This is a genomic window from Natrialba asiatica DSM 12278 (assembly GCF_000337555.1).
In the GTDB taxonomy this organism is placed as follows: Archaea; Halobacteriota; Halobacteria; order Halobacteriales; family Natrialbaceae; genus Natrialba; species Natrialba asiatica.
In genome coordinates this window covers 1-18239 of the sequence record NZ_AOIO01000014.1, presented here as the reverse complement: position 1 = coordinate 18239, position 18239 = coordinate 1, and the positions used below count along the sequence as shown (strand labels likewise).

Sequence of the window (18239 nt, the reverse complement as noted above, 5' to 3'; positions counted from 1 at the left end):
TCGACACCGGTTTTTCGTCGGCGCGGTCAGTCCGCATCATCGCTGACAGCCCGTTCTTGCTCGTCGTCTGACCCGGCCGGTTTCCCACTCCCATCTGCTTCGAATGGAAGCCGTGTCGCCCGGTCAAGGAGGTCCCGGAGCTGCCGAACGTCGGATGCCCCCGCAGCCTCGACAGTGATCGTCTCGACTGCCTGCCGTGCACGGTTGAGGGCATCAGTACTCACCCCACGTTCATCAGCGGTGTCCATCTCTCTATCGGTTTCGGAAGGCGCAGTCGCTGACGTTGATCCTGGTCCTGTCCCCGCCCCCGCCCCCGGCTCCGGCGAGTGGCCCACCGGCGGCACCGACTGCGAAACCACTGCCAACGAGGGCCAGACCGACAACGCGGGAGTCCCGCGACCCGAGTTCAGCGCTCGTAAATCTCGATCTCGACCCCGACCCCGATCCCGATCCCGGTTCGCGGCTTCAGATCCATCCACGTCGTCCCCCGCTCGCTCGGCGCTCTCCCTTTCAGTGTAGGAAACGACGGTGAACTCGTCGGCGACGGCGGACTCTGACCGTCCACGGTCGTCCCGTCCCGAGAGTTCACGGAGCGCGATCTCGAGGGGGGCTTCGTCGTCGGTTGCGATGGAGCGGGCGGTGAGCGCAGCGAGAAGCGAGCGGCTGTAGGTTGCCACTGCAGCTCTCGTCTCCTCCGTTGCCCCGACGGCGGTGGCACCGAGTTCAGCAGCGGTTGCGGCGAGGGTGGGTATCGGATGCGCGGACAGCCTGGTGGCGTCGGAACGTGACCGCGAGGACGGAGACGGTGTGCGATCCGTCTGAGTGTGGGCGTGAGAGGACGGCTGCTGTGATCGGTCGGAGTGGTCCCCGTGGGAGGGTGAGTGGACACCAGACCGTGAACTGGAGTGTGGCACTGCTGTCTGTCGATCGAGAGCGACCGTAGCGTTCTCGGCCGACTTCGGCTCTCGCAGACGGTCTCCCGCCCGTGTCGATTGGGGGGACTCGGTCGAGTCGACGAGCGTCAGTAGTTGTCGGGAGAGCGTCGTCGAGGCGGACGTAAGCGTTCGGTAGAGATCGAGCGTCCGAGCGTCGGGAATCGGGGCGTCAGCGATCGCTTCGTACGCGCCAGCGTGGAGGTAGTCACTCGCGAGGATGGCAGTATCGCGAGACCGGTCGCCCGCATAGCGGTCACCAGCCAGCAGTTCGAGCCTGAGTCGGACGTACCCTTCAAAGAGCGAGACGGCGGTCGTCACCGACTCGAGAACGGGATCGGTGGGAGACGAAGAGCCGAGTTCAGCGGCGAGGTGACAGAGCGTAACGGGAAGCGAGCGCTCGTGCGGTGGTACTGCATCGGCTACGACGCCCCGCATCGGGGAGGAAAGGTCGGAAAGCGGGTCGTCAGAGGTCCGAGTCGGCTCGTCTGTGGAGGGGTGGTCGCTCATAGCTTACTGGGTACGTGGTGGCTAGTGGGTTGGTCTGCCGTCGGTCATTCCGTCGGATCACTAGTGTCGGGGTTCGTCTCTTGGCCGCTGGCGGTGTCGCCGGCATTGTTTTCACTCTCACTCTCGCTCTCGACCGTCGTCTCGCCCCCATCACTGCCCTCGCCCTCGGCTTCCGTTTCGTTTTCAGTCTCTCGCTCGCTCTCTGAAGCGGGCTCGACGGAGACGTGAGCGGGAGAGATATCGTCGCGAGACAGTTTGGACGGGAACTCGATGTCGGGCGCCAGAACGTCTGCAAAGAGCCGCGTGACGGTGCTGGCACGCACCTGGTCGAGATACCGATCACGGTCGAGCGTGAGTTGCCGAATTCGTGCGCCGTCGAGGGTTGCGATCAATAACAGCGCCATCTCCTCCGTATCGTGGTCGACGAACTGTCCCGCCTCGATTCCGTCCGCGAGGATTTCCTCGATCGTCTCTCGAAGATGGTCGTCACTCCGGCGGAGTTGCTCCAGATACTGCTCGTTGTGCGGCGCCTGGGTCCGAAGTTCGAGCATCGCCGTGTGAAATGACCGGCGTTCGTTGTCGGCGTCGGGCGACCCGTAGAGGAACCAGTCGACGATCATCGCTAGCCGATCGACGGGCGGTTGGCCTGTCGTCTGGGTGACGCGTTCGTCGAACCACTCGGTCAGGTAGCCGATAAAGTCGGCAATGAGATCCTCCTTCGAGTCGTAGTGATAGAACAGCAGGGACTTGCTCTTGTCCGTCCTATCGGCGATGTGCTGGGCCGTGAGATCGGTGTAGCCGTGCTCACACAGCGCCTCGTAAGTTGCGGTCATGATCGCGTCACGAACGTCGGTCTCGGTCACTACTGACCCTTTGGTCAGGAACGCATAAAAGGCGTTTCGTTCCCCACCACTGTCACGTTCGATACCGCTGAATACTGAACCGTTCGTAGCCGCCAAAGGCGAGTTCGAGCGAGCCCATCCACCAGTTCCATCGCTCGGGGACCGTCCCCGACGGCGCATCACCGAGTTCAGCTACGACGAGGCCAGCAGTTACCGCTGCGCCAACGTCAGCCTCGTACTGGCCCGCTTCCGCGAGATCGACCGCCTGGCGGACGACGATCCGAACCTGTGGTTCCGTCGCGCTGAACTCGTCGTGAAGGCGATTTTCGAGTCGGTCCGGATCGAGTTGCATGGGCAGTATAGGGGTTCGAGACACCTACGTCTTGGTTGCGACCGGCGTTTGCCGTGATCGTTGATCTCTGGCCGCGGATCGTGTTGTGTCGACGGTTCTGTGTGGGGAATCGCTGCGTGACCCGTCCGTGAGCGAGCCAGCGGTTTCCGGTCGGCGGCGCGGTGCCGTCGAGTCCGCTCGCTCACGCGGGTTCGATTACCGCCGTCCCGACGCGATGTGGCTCATGTTTCGATGTGTTTTTGAGCACTGACCGTTTTTTCCCGTGCATGGCAAGTTTCACTGTTGTCGTTGGCGACCCCGACTCCGGGTCGTCCTACCAGCTCGAGGCAGCGGAACAGGACGCAAACCGATTCGTCGGGAAGGCCATCGGCGAGGAAGTCGACGGCACCGCCGTCGGCCTCGACGGCTACACGCTCGAAATCACGGGCGGCTCGGACGACGCCGGGAGACCGCTCAACGGGGAGGTTGCCGGTGCGAACCTGACGGAAGTCCTGATGGAGGACCGACAGACCGGTTTCCGTCCGTCCCGCGACGGTGAACGTCGTCGGATTACCGTCCGCGGTAGCGAAGTTTCGGACGCCGTCGCGCAGATCAATGCCGCAATCGTCGGCCGCGGCAGCACCGACATCGACGACCTCCTCGGCGACGACGCCGACGAGTAACGACCCGCCGACAATTTTTCCGCCAATGGCAGATCGAATTGCGAGCGACCACCCGTCAGTACAGACGGTTCGGTCGACGTGTACGGAGACCGCAACGGGCGTCCAACTGGAGCTTCCCGCCGATGAACGGGACGCGTTCACAGCGGACGAAGTCGTCAGAATCGTCCTCGACGGTGACGAACTGTTCGCCCGTATCGAGCGCGCGTTAGTCGACGACACCCTCATCGTTACCGGCATTTACGAGACACCGTCGCTCGCCCGTGAGCCGAGCGGCGGTACCGACCGACTCGTCGAGTGGGCCGATGACCACAGCATCGATCCCGGCAGTTCAGTGCTGGTCGATATCGTCGAACCGGACTACCTCTACGGGCTCCGCGAACCCGGCGCAACGGCGTACTACGACGCGTACGAACCGCCGAGCGAGAGCCTCTCGTCTATCGCGGAGGATCTCGACGAGTAGCGGACGAGAAAAGGCGCACTCGAAAACGAATCACGGGCCTCAGTACCGCGCCAGAAACGCAGAGAGCAACAACCCGAACGCCAGTTGTTGGATCATCGTCTCTTCGATCATCGACTGAACGGTCGCGTCCTCGGCGATCGAGTACTCTTTGGTCCGTACCTTCCGCTGCAATGTGAGGTGCCCCGCCTCCTCCAGGGCGTGTAACGCCGGATACACCGTCCCCGGGCTCAACGTCGCATCGAAGTACCGCGACAGATCCGACAGGAGTTCGTCCCCGTGGGTGCCATCGTGAAGTGTGATAAGCACCAGCAGGATCTCATCGAGGTTCTCTTTGATTAGTTCGTCAGTGAACTCGATGTCCTCGGTCGGCAAGACTGAAAGCGCCTGTGCCAGGAGGTCGTCGAGTTCACGCTCGACATCGTCAGGTGGGCCGTTGGTTGCGGCGGGAGACGGCGATTGCCCCCCTGCCGTCTCGGCCGCAGCCGTCTTCGAGAGTGCTTCGAAGACGGACTCAGTGTTCTGTGTATTCTCACGCATGCACGATCACCCATGTGTGAATGGTATCGCCCGTCACCCGGCCACGCACTGCCGAGAACGGCGAGTACCAGTCACGCCGAGTGAAGGTCTGGTTCTACCGGTGTATAAACGACAGGGAACCGACCATACAGAACGCAGATAAATCAAGAAACGTGAATTAACATAATAACTGTTGGTTGTCTTCGATAGTGGATATTTAACGCTATCTGGGATTTTATTCACGAGATGTTTTCTTATTCACCCAACTGCACCTTACATGTATTGATTCTAGGCAGATTAGATTTATTTTGATAAGTGTTATGGCCGATAAGAGAGTAATTACCACTGACAACCAGTGTAGCCACGATACCGCGCGCCTCTGGAAGCCATAGCGTTCGTGCTGAATTGACATTCGTACGCTACCGGACAGATCGGGAACGGTGAGTCGAGAGTTCGGGTTCGGGTTCGGGTTCGGTTCTCCGGTAACGGTCGCAGTATCGTGACTGCGTTGCAGAGTTTTCTCTGCCAGTCTCAACCGACTGGTGGTTCTCGAACTGCACACCACACCATGTCGACCGACAACAGCGGCCTTTTCCACGTCCAGAGCCAATTGATGGGCATGACGACCGCACGCGAGGAGTTCCTGGCCGGTGACCGGCCCGACGATATCGCACTGTTTCTGGCCGACTCGTACGTCTCGGACGACCGACTCGAATCGTTCGGCCAGGCGGTCGACAACGGCGTTCTACTCGTCGTCGACGGGGAACGCGGCCGGAACGCGTTCCAGGCAGCGACCGGAAAGCAAGCCATGGAGTTCGCCCAGTCCGCGATGAGTCTCGAAGGGGTCGTCGACAGCGATCTGACGAGCGGACGGTGTCCGGACCGCGAAGCGAACGATGAAACAAAGGCGGAGACTACCGCCTCCGACGACACTCACGACCCGCAGTTCATTTTCGCTTTCGCCGAGGAGCAAAACGACGACGTTGGCGGCATCTACGCCGAGGGAGATGTCGTCCACGCCTACGCGCAGTGTTCCTGTGGAACGGCTTACTCCGACCGCTGGGCGCTGCAGGACTAACTCGCCGCCCCTTTTCACGTTTCACTGCGAACGACCGAGTCACCGCGCTAGACAGTCGATCGAACTCGTGACTCGGAACGCGATGAAATCGGTGTCCCGAACCGGGGGTTAGCCTTCTACCGCCTCGTCCAGCGAATCCGCCTCGTCGGCGTTCGCGTATCACTCGAGAGGATTCCCGTAGCCCTGCACGGCGAGTTCGTACGCCTCCCCGAGATCCGCGATGGGCGTCTCGCTCGTCTAAGGGAGGATTCGTGGACGCAGACACTGAACGACATCGAGCGGGGACACGAGTTATCAAAAGCGGTCGCATACTGCGTTCACACGCGGCCGGCGTCCTCAATCCGTTTCAATCGGTTGAAAATTGCCCGACAATCACCGTTGGCTGAGAGTCCGTCTGACGTAAGAACTATACTGGCGGCCCCGGTGGGTAACGCCAATGGGACTTATGAGCAAAATTCTCGGCGGCAGCCAGTCCCGGACCGCCGAGGATTACGTCGAACTGGATCTCGACGACGTTTCGGCGAGTTCAGCCGACGCGGCGGCGATGCAGGTTCACATCGCGGAAGTCGGCAGTCAGGCTGATGCGATCGATATCAAGGACGCGATCTACGACGGCGATATCGTGATTGCGGACATCACCCGACTGCGAACCGAGGATAGTACGGTCGAACACATCGTCGACGAACTCCGGCAGGTGGCACAGGAGGTCGACGGCGATATCGTCCGCAAGGGCGACGACCAGATGATTATCACGCCGACCGGCGTGCGCATTAGTCGCGAGAAGTTGGGTCAGCAGTTGTAATCCGTCGTCTCTATCGCTCCGTCGCGGTCGAGTTCTCTACCGGGCTGCACCCGCTTTCGCCGCCCACGTTGTCGCCTGCCGTAGCGTCGCGATCGTCGGTAGTGCTTTGCCACTCGAACGCATCACCGAGACGCATGGATGTTATCCACACGGCGCTCTGGACCTCGGATCTCGACCGAACGCGCGAGTTCTACTGTGACGGACTCGGGTTGGCCGAGAACTGGTCGTTCACGACCGACGACGGCGTCGAAAACGTCTATATCGGCGGCGAGAACGCGGAATTCCAGTTCAAGTACGACCCCGAGGGCGGCCCCGATATCGACCCGGGAACGATGGCCCACGTCGCCGTCGGCGTCGATAGCACGGACGACACCTTCGAACGCCTGCTCGAACGAGCGGACCCGCCCGTGCAGGCGGAGCCGGAGACGATGAGCCACATCAACCGCCGCGTCGCGTTCGTCGAAGACCCGAACGGGTACGTCGTCGAACTCGTCGAGCGACTGGATCGGTGACGATTCGGCCGATAGCCGCCGTCCGGCCGAAATCCGCGGCAGCGAATCAGACACGGTATGTCCCCACAAACCATTGTGAGGAGGTCTCAACGGCCATAAATCGGCCAGTATACCGGATAGCAGCAGATCTGACCGGTAATAAGGAGAAAACGATAATACTTTTCCATGGGCGACGGAAATTCCAGGGTATGGCAGACGACCTTAAAAAAGGGCTCGAGGGCGTACTGGTCGCAGAGTCCGACCTGAGCTCGATCGACGGTGACGCGGGACAGCTGATCTACCGCGGCTACACGATCGAGGATCTCGCCCGTGGCGCATCCTACGAGGAAGTCCTCTACCTCCTCTGGCACGGCCACCTCCCGAACGCGGATGAACTCGCGTCGTTCACCGATGCGCTGACCGAGGAGCGGACGGTTAGCGACGACGTGCTCTCGACGATGGAGCGCCTCGCCGACGCCGAGGAACGGCCGATGGCCGCGCTCCGAACTGCCGTCTCGATGTTCTCGGCGACCGAACCCGAGTCGGACGCCGATCCGGAGGACCTCGATGCGACGCTCCGGCAGGGACGCCGCATCACCGCCAAAATCCCGACCGCACTCGCCGCCTTCGAACGCTATCGCCTCGGTGACGAGCCGGTCGATCCCCGCCCCGACCTGGGACTGGCTGCCAACTTCCTCTACATGCTGACGGGCGAGCAACCGGACGACATCGCCGCCGAAACGTTCGATCAGGCACTCATCCTGCACGCTGATCACGGCCTGAACGCCTCCACCTTCACGTCGATGGTGATCGGTTCGACGATGGCCGACATCTACAGCGCCGTCACCGGCGGCGTCAGTGCGCTCTCCGGACCGCTCCACGGCGGCGCGAATCAGGACGTCATGGAAGTGTTGATCGAAATCGACGAGAGCGACCTCGATCACCGCGAATGGATCGAACAAGCCACCGAGGAAGGCCGTCGGATTCCGGGCTTCGGCCACCGCGTCTACAACGTCAAAGACCCCCGAGCGAAGATCCTCGCAGAACGCAGCGAAGAACTCGCCGAAAACGGCGAATCCAAGTGGTACAACTACACCACGACCATCGAACAGTACCTCACCGAGGAGAAGGGCTTAGTCGAGAAGGGCATCGCCCCGAACGTCGACTTCTATTCGGGCTCGGTCTACTACCAGCTCGGCATCCCGATCGACATGTACACCCCGATCTTCGCCATGAGTCGTGCCGGGGGCTGGATCGCACACGTCCTCGAATATCAGGAGGATAATCGCCTCATCCGCCCGCGAGCCCGCTACACCGGTCCGGACACACGGGAGTTCGTCTCGATCGACGACCGATAACGAGCGTCGCGTTCGACCGACCGATCGTTCTTTTTTAACGAGGGACGAGCGCCGACGCATCGGGTTGCACTCTCGTACCGGCGAGGGAGAGGTGCACCGTGTTCGAGATATCGCACCCCTTTCAGCCGTAGATGACAGTCGTCCGCCGGACGTCTGACGCCTCAGATCCCCCGACGCCGTCCGCCGATTTCACTTTCACTTTGGAGGGATGGGTTTTATGGTTCCTGCGTTCTCGTCTACACTCGCACGTCACACGCCGTGCATTCCCTGTTCCCTGTCGTGTTGCCGGTCCGGCAACACGCTCCTGTCCTGTCGGGGTGGGGGTGGGCCGCCCGCTCGAGTCTTCCCCGACAGTCTTACAGTAGTTGCCCGATAGTCACGCATATGCTCGATCTTACTGCCGTTCTCGAGGCTCTCGACCGAGTCCGTGAAACATCCCGACACACACCGCTGGAATATTCACACACCTATTCGTCGATGACCGGTGCCGAAGTCCACCTGAAACTCGAAACCTTCCAGCGCACTGGCTCGTTCAAGATCCGCGGCGCGACGAACCGCGTCGCGACGCTCTCGGACGCCGAGAAGGACGCCGGTGTCGTCACCGCGAGCGCAGGGAATCACGCCCAGGGCGTCGCCCTCGCCGCGACACGCTCCGGCGTCGATTCGACGATCGTCATGCCCGAGCACGCCCCCATCTCGAAGGTCAAGGCGACCCGCAACTACGGTGCCGAGGTCGTCCTCGCCGGCACCGACTACAACGAGGCCGCCCAGCGCGCACACGAACTCGAACGCGAGGAGGATCGGACCTACGTCCACGCCTTCGACGACGAGTTCGTGATGGCGGGCCAGGGAACGATCGGCCTCGAGATTCTGGAGGACTGCCCGGATCCCGACACCGTGGTCGTCCCGATCGGCGGCGGCGGACTCATCAGCGGCGTCGCGACCGCAATCAAGGAGCGCAAGCCGGACACCCGTGTCATCGGCGTCCAGGCGGACGGCGCCTCGAGCGCGGCGAAATCGCTCGAGAAGGGCGAGCGGATCGCGCTCGACGGCGTCGACACGATCGCCGACGGAATCGCAACACGGAGCGTCGGCGAGAAGCCGTTTCGCCACATTCAAGAGCACGTCGACGAGGTCGTCACCGTTTCGGACCCCGAAATCGCCGTCGCGACGGTCTACCTGCTCGAACGGTCGAAGACGCTGGTCGAAGGCGCTGGCGCGGTCCCCCTCGCCGCCCTGTTGTTCGAGAAGTTCGACTACGACGAGGGCGAAACCGTGGTCCCCGTCCTCTCCGGGGGGAACATCGACCTCAACACGCTCACCAACGTCATCGTCCGCGGCCTCGTCGAAACCGGTCGCTACCTGAAGATCCGGACCGTCCTCAAGGACCAACCCGGCGCGCTCGAACAACTGCTCGAAATCTTCACCGAGTACCAGGTCAACATCTACGCGATCCACCACGACCGCACCTCGCGTGAGGTCGAGATGAGCGATACCGAAGTCGAAATCGAACTCGAGATGCGCGGTCCCGACCACGTCGATGCGTTTCTCGAGGCGCTTCGCGAGGACGGCTATCCGGTCGATACGCTGGCGTAACCACGCACCCCGTCGCGGGGCGGAGCCGTTTCGCTTGCATTTAAGGTCGATCGTCGAGAGTTGGTGCCTGTGAAACGGATCATCGAAACCGACGAGGCACCCGCCGCGGTCGGCGCGTACAGCCAGGCGACGACCGACGACTCGCTGCTGTTTACGGCCGGCCAGATTCCGCTTACCACGGACGGCGACGTGCTCGACGACGAACCGATCGAAACGCAGGCCGAGCAGGCGCTCGACAACCTCGTCGCGGTGCTCGAAGCCGAGGGCGCGGCTCCCTCGGACATCCTCAAGGTCACGGTCTTCCTCGACGACATCGAGGCGTTCGACGCGATGAACGAAACGTACGCGAGTTATTTCGACGACGAGCCGCCGGCCCGGAGCGCGATCGAGGTCGCCGCGCTGCCGAAGGGCGTCGGGATCGAAGTCGAAGCGATTGCGTCGCTCGAGTGACCGGCCAGCGACTCAGTCCAACTCCAGTGGAGCGCATGAACCCACGTCTCAAATCCGCCCTCCTGTGGGGTGCGGTCGGCGCGATGGCGTTTCTGACCCTCCTCCAGGGGTACGCCCTGGTCGTCGAGCCGCTGGTGTCGATCGGCACAGGAGTCGTCATCGCCGTCTGCGTCGGAACCGCGGCGGGTATCGGTGCCTACGTTCTGGAGCACCGTCTCGCAGCGCGGGCGACGGCTCGGTCGGACCCCAAATCGTCGTCCGACGGTAAAAGTAAGAGTTAAACGACGGACGTGGTTACGGACAAGTGAGCCAGGATGGCCGAACGGTAAGGCGCACGCCTGGAAAGCGTGTTCCCTTTGGGATTCAGGGTTCAAATCCCTGTCCTGGCGCTTTCCATTATCTTCTCTGCGAGGGTGTTTGACTCCGAGCGAGGTTGCCCGTCAGCACCCTGTCTCATACCCGTGGCGCAGCGGCGGTGTAAAGCCTCACCGCTCGAGTTCGGCGGGCGCGTCCGTTGCGATCCAGCAGTTTGCTTCGTCGCGGTCTCTGATCTCGAACAGTCCGTCTTGCCTGACCACGGTTTCGTAGCGGCCGCCCTCGGTCTCGGTTGCGGTCATCCTGTCGCGAACTCCGCCGAGGATCCCTATCGTAACGATGGCCCTACGATCGGCGCTCGTGACGGTAAGGGAAACATACGCGGAACGAAGACCGTCTTTAGCTCGCGATTGTCCCGCGCGGAACAGTATCGCGCTCGCGAGCGGACAACGCTTTAGCCGTGCCACGCGATGGGGACAGTATGTGCGGTCGCTATACGCTCACCCTCCAGCAAGATGAACTCGAGGATCGATTCGGGGCACGGTTCGCGCCTGGGGCCGACGCGACGGTCGACTCGAGTTCGGGATCGGAAGTCGAAGCGTTCGCGCCGCGGTACAACATGGCACCGGGTCAGCAACTGCCGGTTATCACGAGCGATGCACCGACGACGATCCAGCGCTTCGAGTGGGGACTGGTGCCGTCGTGGGCCGACGACGGTGCCGGCGGGATCGTCAACGCGCGTGCGGAGACGGTGGCCGAGAAGCCGAGTTTTCGGGATGCGTACCGACAGCGGGCTCCCGGTGGTGGAACGGCGGAATCCGGAGTCGGGTCCGACGCCGGTTCCGAATCCGAATCCGAAACGCCGGCTGCAGGTCGCTGTCTCGTGCCAGCAGACGGCTTCTACGAATGGGCCGAGACCGACGACGGCAAACAGCCCTACCGGGTCGCCTTCGAGGACGACCGGCCGTTCGCTCTGGCCGGACTGTGGGTACGACGCGAGCCGGATCAGGGTGGCGAGACGACCCAGGCCGGCCTCGACGCGTTCGGCGGCGGTACAGCTGACGCGCCCGAACGCGGTCCGCTCGAGACGTTCACCATCGTCACGACCGAGCCGAACGAACTCGTGGCGGACCTGCACCACCGGATGGCCGTGATTCTCGATCCGGCCGACGAACGGCAGTGGCTTTCGGACGACGACCCGTCGGACGTTCTCCGGCCCTACCCGACCGAAGAAATGCGCGCTTATCCGGTCTCAACCGCGGTTAACGACCCGAGTGTCGAGTCACCGTCGCTCGTCGAATCGACGCGAGCGTGACTCGGCCATACTTAAATATGGTGGCGTTTTCCGTTCTGTGCCCCATCCTCGTGCGTGAACGAGTTCATCGCTGTGGATCGATCACCGGCGCGCACTACTGTGGTTTTCTCGTCTGCGAGTGGGTCTCGTTCGACAGTTGAAATCCGTCGATAGCGATGGATTTATGTAGAAGCACAATCAATGGTTCGGCTGACTATGAGCCAGCGAATGCAGCAGGGACAGCCGATGATCGTCATGAGCGAGGACTCCCAGCGCGTCAAGGACAAGGACGCGCAGGATTACAACATCAGCGCCGCTCGCGCGGTCGCTGAATCCGTCAAATCGACACTCGGCCCGAAAGGGATGGACAAGATGCTCGTCGACTCGATGGGGTCGGTCACCATCACCAACGACGGCGTCACCATCCTTCAGGAGATGGACATCGACAACCCGACGGCCGAGATGATCATCGAGGTCGCCGAAACGCAGGAAGACGAGGCCGGAGACGGCACCACGACCGCCGTCTCGATCGCCGGTGAACTCCTGAAGAACGCCGAGGATCTCATCGAACAGGACATCCACCCGACGGCGATCATCAAGGGCTTCCACATGGCGAGCGAGCAGGCTCGCGAGGAGATCAACGACATCGCGACCGAAGTCGACACCGAGGACGAGGACCTCCTGCGCTCGGTCGCCGAAACCTCGATGACCGGTAAGGGGACCGAGGTCAACAAGGAGCACCTCGCCGAACTCATCGTCGAGGCCATCCGCCAGGTCACCGTCGAGGACGACGAGGGCAACAACGTCGTCGACCTCGAGTTCCTGAACATCGAGACCCAGACCGGTCACAGTACCGGCGAGTCCGACCTCCTCGAGGGCGGCATCGTCGACAAGGACCCGGTCCACGACAACATGCCGAACGAGGCCCAGGACGCCGACATCCTGCTGCTGAACGAGCCCATCGAGGTCGAAGAGACCGACATCGACACCGAAGTCTCCGTCACGGACCCCGATCAGCTCCAGCAGTTCCTCGACCGCGAAGAGAAACAGCTCCAGGAGAAAGTCGAGCAGATCGCCGCTCTCGGTGCTGACGTCGTCCTCTGCCAGAAGGGAATCGACGACCTCGCACAGCACTACCTCGCCAAGGAAGGCATCCTCGCCGTCCGCCGCGCGAAAAAGAGCGACCTCGAGTTCCTCTCGGAGGTCGTCAACGCGGCCATCGTCTCCGACCTCGGCAGTGCGACCGCCGCGGACCTCGGCCACGGAGACCTTACCCGCGACGATGAAGACGAACTGTTCTACGTCGAGGGCGAGAACGCCCACGGCGTTACGCTCCTGCTGCGCGGCTCGACCGACCACGTCGTCGACGAACTCGAACGCGGCGTCAACGACGCGCTCGACGTCGTCGCTCAGACCGTCTCCGACGGCCGCGTGCTGGCCGGCGGCGGCGCAATCGAAGTCGAACTCGCCTCGCGCCTGCGCGACTACGCCGACTCCGTCTCGGGTCGCGAACAGCTCGCCGTCGAGGCCTTCGCCGACTCGCTCGAACTCGTCCCGCGCGTGCTCGCCGAGAACGCCGGACTGGACTCCATCGACACGCTCGTCGACCTGCGTGCGGCCCACGACGAGGGCGACGTCGAAGCCGGTCTGAACGTCTTCACGGGCGACATCGAAAACACCAACGAGACCGGCGTCGTCGAGCCGGCCCACGCCAAAGAGCAGGCGGTCACGTCCGCCGCTGAAGCGGCGAACCTCGTGCTCAAAATCGACGACATCATCTCCGCCGGCGACCTCTCGACCGACAAGGGCGACGACGAGGGCGGTGCCCCAGGTGCCGGCGGCATGGGCGGTATGGGCGGCGGCATGGGCGGCATGATGTAATTCAGGCCGCGACACTCACTACTCTACGCTCACTCGACACTCGCAACCGAACTCGTCCCGCGTTTCGATCACTTCGTATCCGGACCCGACGTGGCATCCGTGTTTTTTGTCCGTACTCAGTACTGACTGCAGCACTCGCTTCGAACGCTTCGGCCGCTCCAGAGCGAAACCAGACGGACTGCGACTACCGAACCGACAACCCCGATCCGTCCTCGGCCTCGCTGAACTCGAGTTCAATTTCGAGTTCGCGCTCGCGCTGTTTCGTGAACTCGATTTCGACTTCGATGGGTTCGCGGTAGTCGAAGGGGATTTCCCAGTCCGAGCCGGCGACGGTAACGGTCGTCTCTGCCTCGAGTTGATCCGCGAGGTCGCGAAGGAACGTGGCGGTCTCCTGTCGGGACAGGTGAATTTCCCGTTCGAAAAAGCCGTCCGTAATCGTTCGGGAGTCGTGGTCGGTGTCGTCGGGGACGTTGACGCGGTCGCTCATACGAGCGGGATACGACGACGACAGGCATAAACCTGGACCGACGTACACGAAATCCGGTAAGTACGAGTTCCGTACCGACACAACGCTTCTGTGGGCGCGCATCGAATGTGAACGTATGTCACTCATCGAGGCGATGGGCAACGGCACTCGACTCGAGATCCTGCGGGAACTCTCTCGGGAACCGAAGTACGTCTCGGAATTGACGGACGTGATCGGGATGGACGGCAAGACGGCGGCCCACCACCTCTCGACGTTAGAGGAGGCCGAACTGGTCGATTGGTATATGCGGGGGAATCGGAAGTACTATCGGCTCACGGCGGCCGTGGAGTTGCAACTCGCGCCGCCGCCGGAACGAACGTTCGTCCTGCAGGCCGATCCGATCAGCGAGACGGATTAGTCCAGTTCACAACCATAGGTTATCGAAGGGTGCGACCGCTCGTCTCGGCGGCGTTTCACTGCCGTGTATAGAATTCCACTGAACTCGTCTATACGGGCTGATAGCTATATGCGCTCTTTCGTCGTGGAATAGGGTATGATCGAGGCCGTGCTCGAAGAGATCATCGAGTCGCAGGGGGCGTGGATGGCGTACGTGGTACTACTTCTGGGGGCCGTCGTACTGACGTATAGCGTCGAAAAGCTCATCAGCTATCTCACGCGCGCAGCGCTCGGCTTGGGCGTCTCGATTTTCGCACTGGCAATCGTCTTTACGGGCATCGAGTTCGACGACACGGCGATCGCGCTGGTGTTCGGTGCGGGAGAACTCGAGCAGGTGGCGCTCGGAACGGCGCTCGGAACTGCGCTAGCGATTACGGGGATTACGCTCGCCGGTGCGGCGATCTATCGACCGTTCCCGGCCGAGATTCCGCGGGATTATCTGCTGTTGCTCGCCGTGTCGCCGCTCGTACTGGTCCCGTTCCTGTTCGTGGAGACGCTGGCCGTCGTTCACGGAGTGGCGCTTGTCGGCATCTTCATCGTCTGCTTCGGGTATATCGTGTACCGAGAGTTCCAGCGCGACGTGCCGGTCTTTCGGGACTCGGAGATCGCGGAGCGCATCGAAGCGGACGGTGGCGTTGCCATAGACGAACTCAAGATTTCGGATATCAATATCAGGACCGTCCTGGAGGAAATCCCGGAGGATCGATACGTCGCCGACCGGGCGTACGAGGGGCTGTTCTGGCTCGGACTGGCGATCGTCTCGCTCGTCGGTATCGTCGCAGGGGCGATCCTGCTCGAGACGGGTTCGGAAGTGATCGTCGAGGCGTGGGGGATCGAGGAGACGGTGTTCGGTGCGACCGTCCTGACGCTGGTATTGACGTTCGAGAACCTTCTGTTGACGATCGAGCCGGTCCGACGGGGCATTCCGGAGATCGGGATCGGTCACATCGTCGGGAGCGTAATCTTCTCCGTGACGGCGAACGTCGGCGTCATCATGTTCGTCGGCGACGTGGTGATCCCGCGCGCCGTGATCGTCTTTCACCTCCCGGCGGTGATAGCGATGACCGGACTTGCCGCGTATTTCGTCTCGACCGGGCGACTCCGGCGGTGGCACGGCTACACGCTCGTCGGCCTTTATGGCGCCTACTGGATCGTCGCGCTGCTCGTCTTCGGCGGGATTCCGGCTCCGGGCTAAGGACGTTTCGCGTCGTCTCGAAACGTCTTGTACCGTCTCGAATCGGCTCGCAGCGTGTAACCGATCGGCTCGCAGGTCGACGCTCTCGAGTCGGCGTTTCGAATTAAGTGTCTCCCCACGTCTAGACGCGTATGGTCGCCCAGGAAGCAGCCTTCCTCGGTCTGTTCCTTCTCGGGGTGGTGACGGTCATCTACTCCGTCGAGGTGTTCATCGACGCCGTCGCCCGGAGTGCGGTCTCACTCGGCGTCTCGGGGTTCTTCCTCGCGGTCGTCCTCGCCGGCGTCGACCTCGAAAACGGCGTTCTCGGCGTTACGGCGGCCGCGGTCTCCCTGCCCGATCTCGCGCTCGGAACCGTCTTCGGTGAGGCGCTGTTCGTCCTCGCCGTCGCCGTCGGTATCGCCGGGCTGCTCGTCCCGTTCCGCATGGACGTTCCGACCGTCTATCTGGCGCTCCTTATTCTCGCTCCGCTCCCGGCGTTCGTGTTCTCGCTCGGCGGAACGATCGATCGAATCGACGGCGTCGCGTTAACGGTGTTGTTCGTCCCGTTGCTGGTCGGCATCTACTGGTACGAGCGACGATCCGAGACGACGTACCTGCTCGCAGACGATCTCGAGGGCGTCATCACTTCCACGGACGAATCGAACGACCGAACCCCACCGACGGAATCGGCCGACCGCGAGACGCCCGTCGAGTACGACGGCTCCGGCAACGAAGCGGACAGTCACCCTCCCGCACCCCAGGACGCTACCGATGATCGACCACCGGCGACCGACGACGAGCAGTCGGAACCGGGCGAGGCACACGACAAGAGAGACTTCGATCTCGACGAGTTCATCCTCGTCCCGAACCTCGACGACCGCAGCGGCGCGTTCGCCCTCGGCGTCGCCGTCGTCGCGACCGTCGGTCTGACTGCCGGCTCGCTGCTCACCGTCCTCAGCGCCGAAGCCATCTTCGTCGCGTTCGGCGTCTCCGAACTCGCCTTCGGCGCGACGGTCCTGAGTTTCGTCGCCTCGATCGAAGAGCTCGCACTCACCGTCGAACCGGTCCGGCGACGCCGTCCCGAACTCGCGGTCGGGAACATCGTCGGGAGCACGGTCTTCTACGTGACCGCAAACGCGGGACTCATCGCCGCCCTTCACCCGGTGGACACGACGGGTGCCGTGATGACCGTCCACTGGCCGGTCTTTCTGGTCTGTCTGGTCATCGTGACGGGTATGCTGGCGCGCGGCCGCATAACCCGTCTCGGCGGCGTGGTACTGCTCGTCATCTATGGCGGCTACTGGGTCGTGAACTACGCGTGATCCCGTGCGGTGACAGTAGCTGCACACGATGGCCGTTCCGTGACGCTGTTACCGATAGCTGTCGGATCCGGGAGATCATGAACTCGAGAGTTTCCGATCGAACAATTCGGACGATTGTGACCCGAGCGGTCCGTTAGGAGCGGTCGACGTCGAGTTCGAACTGTTCGTTCTCGGAGACGGCGTTGAGGACGACGCTCGTGTTCGAGGCTTTGATGTCCGGGTCCGTCAGTAGCTCCTTGATCTGGTCGTTCATGCCGTCCGTATCTTTGAACTTGCCGATAGCGATCACGTCGTAGTCACCGGTGACTTCGTAGACGCTGATCATCTGGCGGTGGTCACGGAGCGTGTCCGTGATGTCCGGGAGTGCGTTCCCCTCGACCTGCAACTGGATGACGGCGGTAACGTCGTAGCCGACCGCATCGTAATCGATCCGAGGGGTGTAGCCCTCGATGACGCCTTGGTCCTCCAGATCCGAGAGGTGGTTCGAGACGGTCGTCACGGAGACGTCGAGTTCTTCGGCGAGGCTGCGGAGGCTCGCACGTCCGTCGCCCAGAAGGGCATTTACTAATTTTGCATCGAGATTTTCGTACGTCATCACGTCTATCCACTCAGCCTGGCCTTTAGAAATTTACGAATATACAATTCCGGCGGAGTGATCGAAGATTTGCTTAGAGCAGTAGGGTTTTAGTCGGCGAGTTACTTGGCTACCACGACGAGAAAGATGACAAGCGGAAACATTACGAGTGCCGAACAGGAGGTTCTCGACGAGATCGAGGCGAACGATATTGACTTTCTTCGTCTCCAATTTACTGATATTCTTGGAACGGTAAAGAACGTCTCGGTCCCTGCCCGTCAGGCCGAGAAGGCGTTTACCGAGGGCATCTACTTCGACGGTTCTTCGATCGAGGGGTTTGTCAGGATTCAGGAATCGGACATGCGACTGACGCCCGATCCGGAGACGTTCGCAATCTTGCCGTGGCGCGATCGCGACGAGGGCGCATCCGCTCGCCTGATCTGCGATGTCGTGAACACCTCGACGGGTAAGCCGTTCGAAGGCGATCCGCGCTACGTGCTCAAGCGCGCTCTCGACCGCGCCGAGGAGATGGGGTACACGGTCAACGCCGCGCCGGAGCCGGAGTTCTTCCTGTTCGAGGAGGACGAGGTGGGTCGCGCGACGACGACGACGAACGACGCGGGCGGCTACTTCGACCTCGCGCCGAAGGACCTCGCGAGCGACGTGCGTCGGGACATCATTTACGGCCTCGAGAGCATGGGTTTCGAG

General features: G+C 62.2%; 22 protein-coding genes and 1 tRNA gene. 16 read left to right on the top strand and 7 right to left on the bottom strand.

The genetic code is table 11. The annotated features are described in order from the left end of the window. Nucleotides 1-26 precede the first annotated feature (26 nt). Genes C481_RS04775 through C481_RS04765 form a run of 3 tightly spaced genes read right to left on the bottom strand, consistent with a single transcriptional unit; the run spans nt 27 to nt 2636 of the window. Nucleotides 27-1442 carry a hypothetical protein gene (locus tag C481_RS04775; RefSeq protein WP_241434653.1) on the bottom strand — a complete coding sequence of 472 codons (1416 nt, stop codon included), beginning with the start codon at nt 1440-1442 and terminating at the stop codon, nt 27-29. A 44-nt stretch (nt 1443-1486) separates the two neighbouring features. Beyond that, nucleotides 1487-2305: a TetR/AcrR family transcriptional regulator gene (locus C481_RS04770; RefSeq protein ID WP_006107934.1), complete on the bottom strand. Its 819-nt coding sequence runs from the start codon at nt 2303-2305 to the stop codon at nt 1487-1489. A 52-nt stretch (nt 2306-2357) separates the two neighbouring features. Next, nucleotides 2358-2636 (bottom strand): hypothetical protein, encoded by a 279-nt coding sequence (locus C481_RS04765; protein ID WP_006107932.1) that lies wholly within the window; start codon nt 2634-2636, stop codon nt 2358-2360. Between the two features lie 266 nt (nt 2637-2902). Here C481_RS04765 and C481_RS04760 point away from each other — a divergent pair, with 266 nt between their 5' ends. Both C481_RS04760 and C481_RS04755 read left to right on the top strand, forming a co-directional pair. Then, nucleotides 2903-3298 carry a 30S ribosomal protein S6e gene (locus C481_RS04760; RefSeq protein ID WP_006107931.1) on the top strand — a complete coding sequence of 132 codons (396 nt, stop codon included), beginning with the start codon at nt 2903-2905 and terminating at the stop codon, nt 3296-3298. A gap of 25 nt (nt 3299-3323) precedes the next feature. Continuing rightward, entirely contained in the window at nt 3324-3758 is a 435-nt protein-coding gene (locus tag C481_RS04755; protein ID WP_006107929.1) for a DUF7112 family protein, read from the top strand. Between the two features lie 39 nt (nt 3759-3797). Here the strand turns inward: C481_RS04755 and C481_RS04750 are convergent, their stop codons facing one another. Continuing rightward, on the bottom strand, nt 3798-4295 hold the full coding sequence (locus C481_RS04750) for a PadR family transcriptional regulator (RefSeq protein ID WP_006107927.1): 498 nt from the start codon (nt 4293-4295) through the stop codon (nt 3798-3800). Nucleotides 4296-4893: 598 nt separating this feature from the next. On the opposite strand from C481_RS04750, the gene C481_RS04745 reads away from it, so the two are divergent. From C481_RS04745 to C481_RS04710, 8 genes are all read left to right on the top strand, one after another. Then, a complete protein-coding gene (locus C481_RS04745; RefSeq protein WP_049904442.1) occupies nt 4894-5352 on the top strand; it encodes a DUF5807 family protein in 459 nt (152 codons plus the stop codon). Nucleotides 5353-5788: 436 nt separating this feature from the next. Beyond that, nucleotides 5789-6154 (top strand): cell division protein SepF, encoded by a 366-nt coding sequence (locus C481_RS04740; RefSeq protein ID WP_006107924.1) that lies wholly within the window; start codon nt 5789-5791, stop codon nt 6152-6154. Between the two features lie 134 nt (nt 6155-6288). Further along, nucleotides 6289-6666, top strand: a complete 378-nt coding sequence (locus tag C481_RS04735; protein ID WP_006107922.1) for a VOC family protein — start codon at nt 6289-6291, stop codon at nt 6664-6666. 188 nt (nt 6667-6854) lie between these two features. After that, nucleotides 6855-8003: a citrate synthase gene (citZ, locus tag C481_RS04730; RefSeq protein ID WP_006107920.1), complete on the top strand. Its 1149-nt coding sequence runs from the start codon at nt 6855-6857 to the stop codon at nt 8001-8003. A 384-nt stretch (nt 8004-8387) separates the two neighbouring features. Then, nucleotides 8388-9599 carry a threonine ammonia-lyase gene (gene ilvA, locus C481_RS04725; RefSeq protein ID WP_006107918.1) on the top strand — a complete coding sequence of 404 codons (1212 nt, stop codon included), beginning with the start codon at nt 8388-8390 and terminating at the stop codon, nt 9597-9599. Nucleotides 9600-9668: 69 nt separating this feature from the next. Then, the gene (locus C481_RS04720; protein ID WP_006107916.1) at nt 9669-10049 is read left to right on the top strand and encodes a Rid family detoxifying hydrolase; all 381 of its coding nucleotides are present in this window, start codon (nt 9669-9671) and stop codon (nt 10047-10049) included. A gap of 35 nt (nt 10050-10084) precedes the next feature. Then, complete coding sequence (locus C481_RS04715; protein ID WP_006107915.1) at nt 10085-10330, top strand: hypothetical protein; 246 nt, start codon at nt 10085-10087, stop codon at nt 10328-10330. Between the two features lie 27 nt (nt 10331-10357). Then, nucleotides 10358-10438: transfer RNA gene (locus tag C481_RS04710), tRNA-Ser, on the top strand. A 96-nt stretch (nt 10439-10534) separates the two neighbouring features. Here C481_RS04710 and C481_RS22905 read toward each other — a convergent pair. After that, the gene (locus tag C481_RS22905; RefSeq protein WP_006107914.1) at nt 10535-10666 is read right to left on the bottom strand and encodes a hypothetical protein; all 132 of its coding nucleotides are present in this window, start codon (nt 10664-10666) and stop codon (nt 10535-10537) included. 179 nt (nt 10667-10845) lie between these two features. On the opposite strand from C481_RS22905, the gene C481_RS04705 reads away from it, so the two are divergent. Continuing rightward, entirely contained in the window at nt 10846-11679 is an 834-nt protein-coding gene (locus C481_RS04705) for an SOS response-associated peptidase (protein ID WP_006107912.1), read from the top strand. Between the two features lie 207 nt (nt 11680-11886). Beyond that, entirely contained in the window at nt 11887-13539 is a 1653-nt protein-coding gene (thsB, locus tag C481_RS04700) for a thermosome subunit beta (RefSeq protein ID WP_006107911.1), read from the top strand. A gap of 184 nt (nt 13540-13723) precedes the next feature. On the opposite strand, the gene C481_RS04695 is transcribed toward thsB, so the two are convergent. Further along, on the bottom strand, nt 13724-14026 hold the full coding sequence (locus C481_RS04695) for an amphi-Trp domain-containing protein (RefSeq protein WP_006107910.1): 303 nt from the start codon (nt 14024-14026) through the stop codon (nt 13724-13726). Between the two features lie 115 nt (nt 14027-14141). On the opposite strand from C481_RS04695, the gene C481_RS04690 reads away from it, so the two are divergent. The 3 genes from C481_RS04690 to C481_RS04680 all read left to right on the top strand — a co-directional run bounded on the left by C481_RS04690 (nt 14142) and on the right by C481_RS04680 (nt 16957). After that, a complete protein-coding gene (locus C481_RS04690) occupies nt 14142-14423 on the top strand; it encodes an ArsR/SmtB family transcription factor (protein WP_006107908.1) in 282 nt (93 codons plus the stop codon). A gap of 135 nt (nt 14424-14558) precedes the next feature. After that, on the top strand, nt 14559-15656 hold the full coding sequence (locus C481_RS04685; RefSeq protein WP_006107906.1) for a sodium:calcium antiporter: 1098 nt from the start codon (nt 14559-14561) through the stop codon (nt 15654-15656). 131 nt (nt 15657-15787) lie between these two features. Continuing rightward, a complete protein-coding gene (locus tag C481_RS04680) occupies nt 15788-16957 on the top strand; it encodes a sodium:calcium antiporter (protein ID WP_006107905.1) in 1170 nt (389 codons plus the stop codon). A gap of 133 nt (nt 16958-17090) precedes the next feature. On the opposite strand, the gene lrp is transcribed toward C481_RS04680, so the two are convergent. After that, complete coding sequence (gene lrp / locus C481_RS04675) at nt 17091-17552, bottom strand: HTH-type transcriptional regulator Lrp (protein ID WP_006107903.1); 462 nt, start codon at nt 17550-17552, stop codon at nt 17091-17093. Between the two features lie 126 nt (nt 17553-17678). Here lrp and C481_RS04670 point away from each other — a divergent pair. Next, nucleotides 17679-18239, top strand: a 561-nt coding sequence (locus C481_RS04670; protein ID WP_006107901.1) for a glutamine synthetase beta-grasp domain-containing protein, incomplete at its 3' end; no start/stop codon positions are given.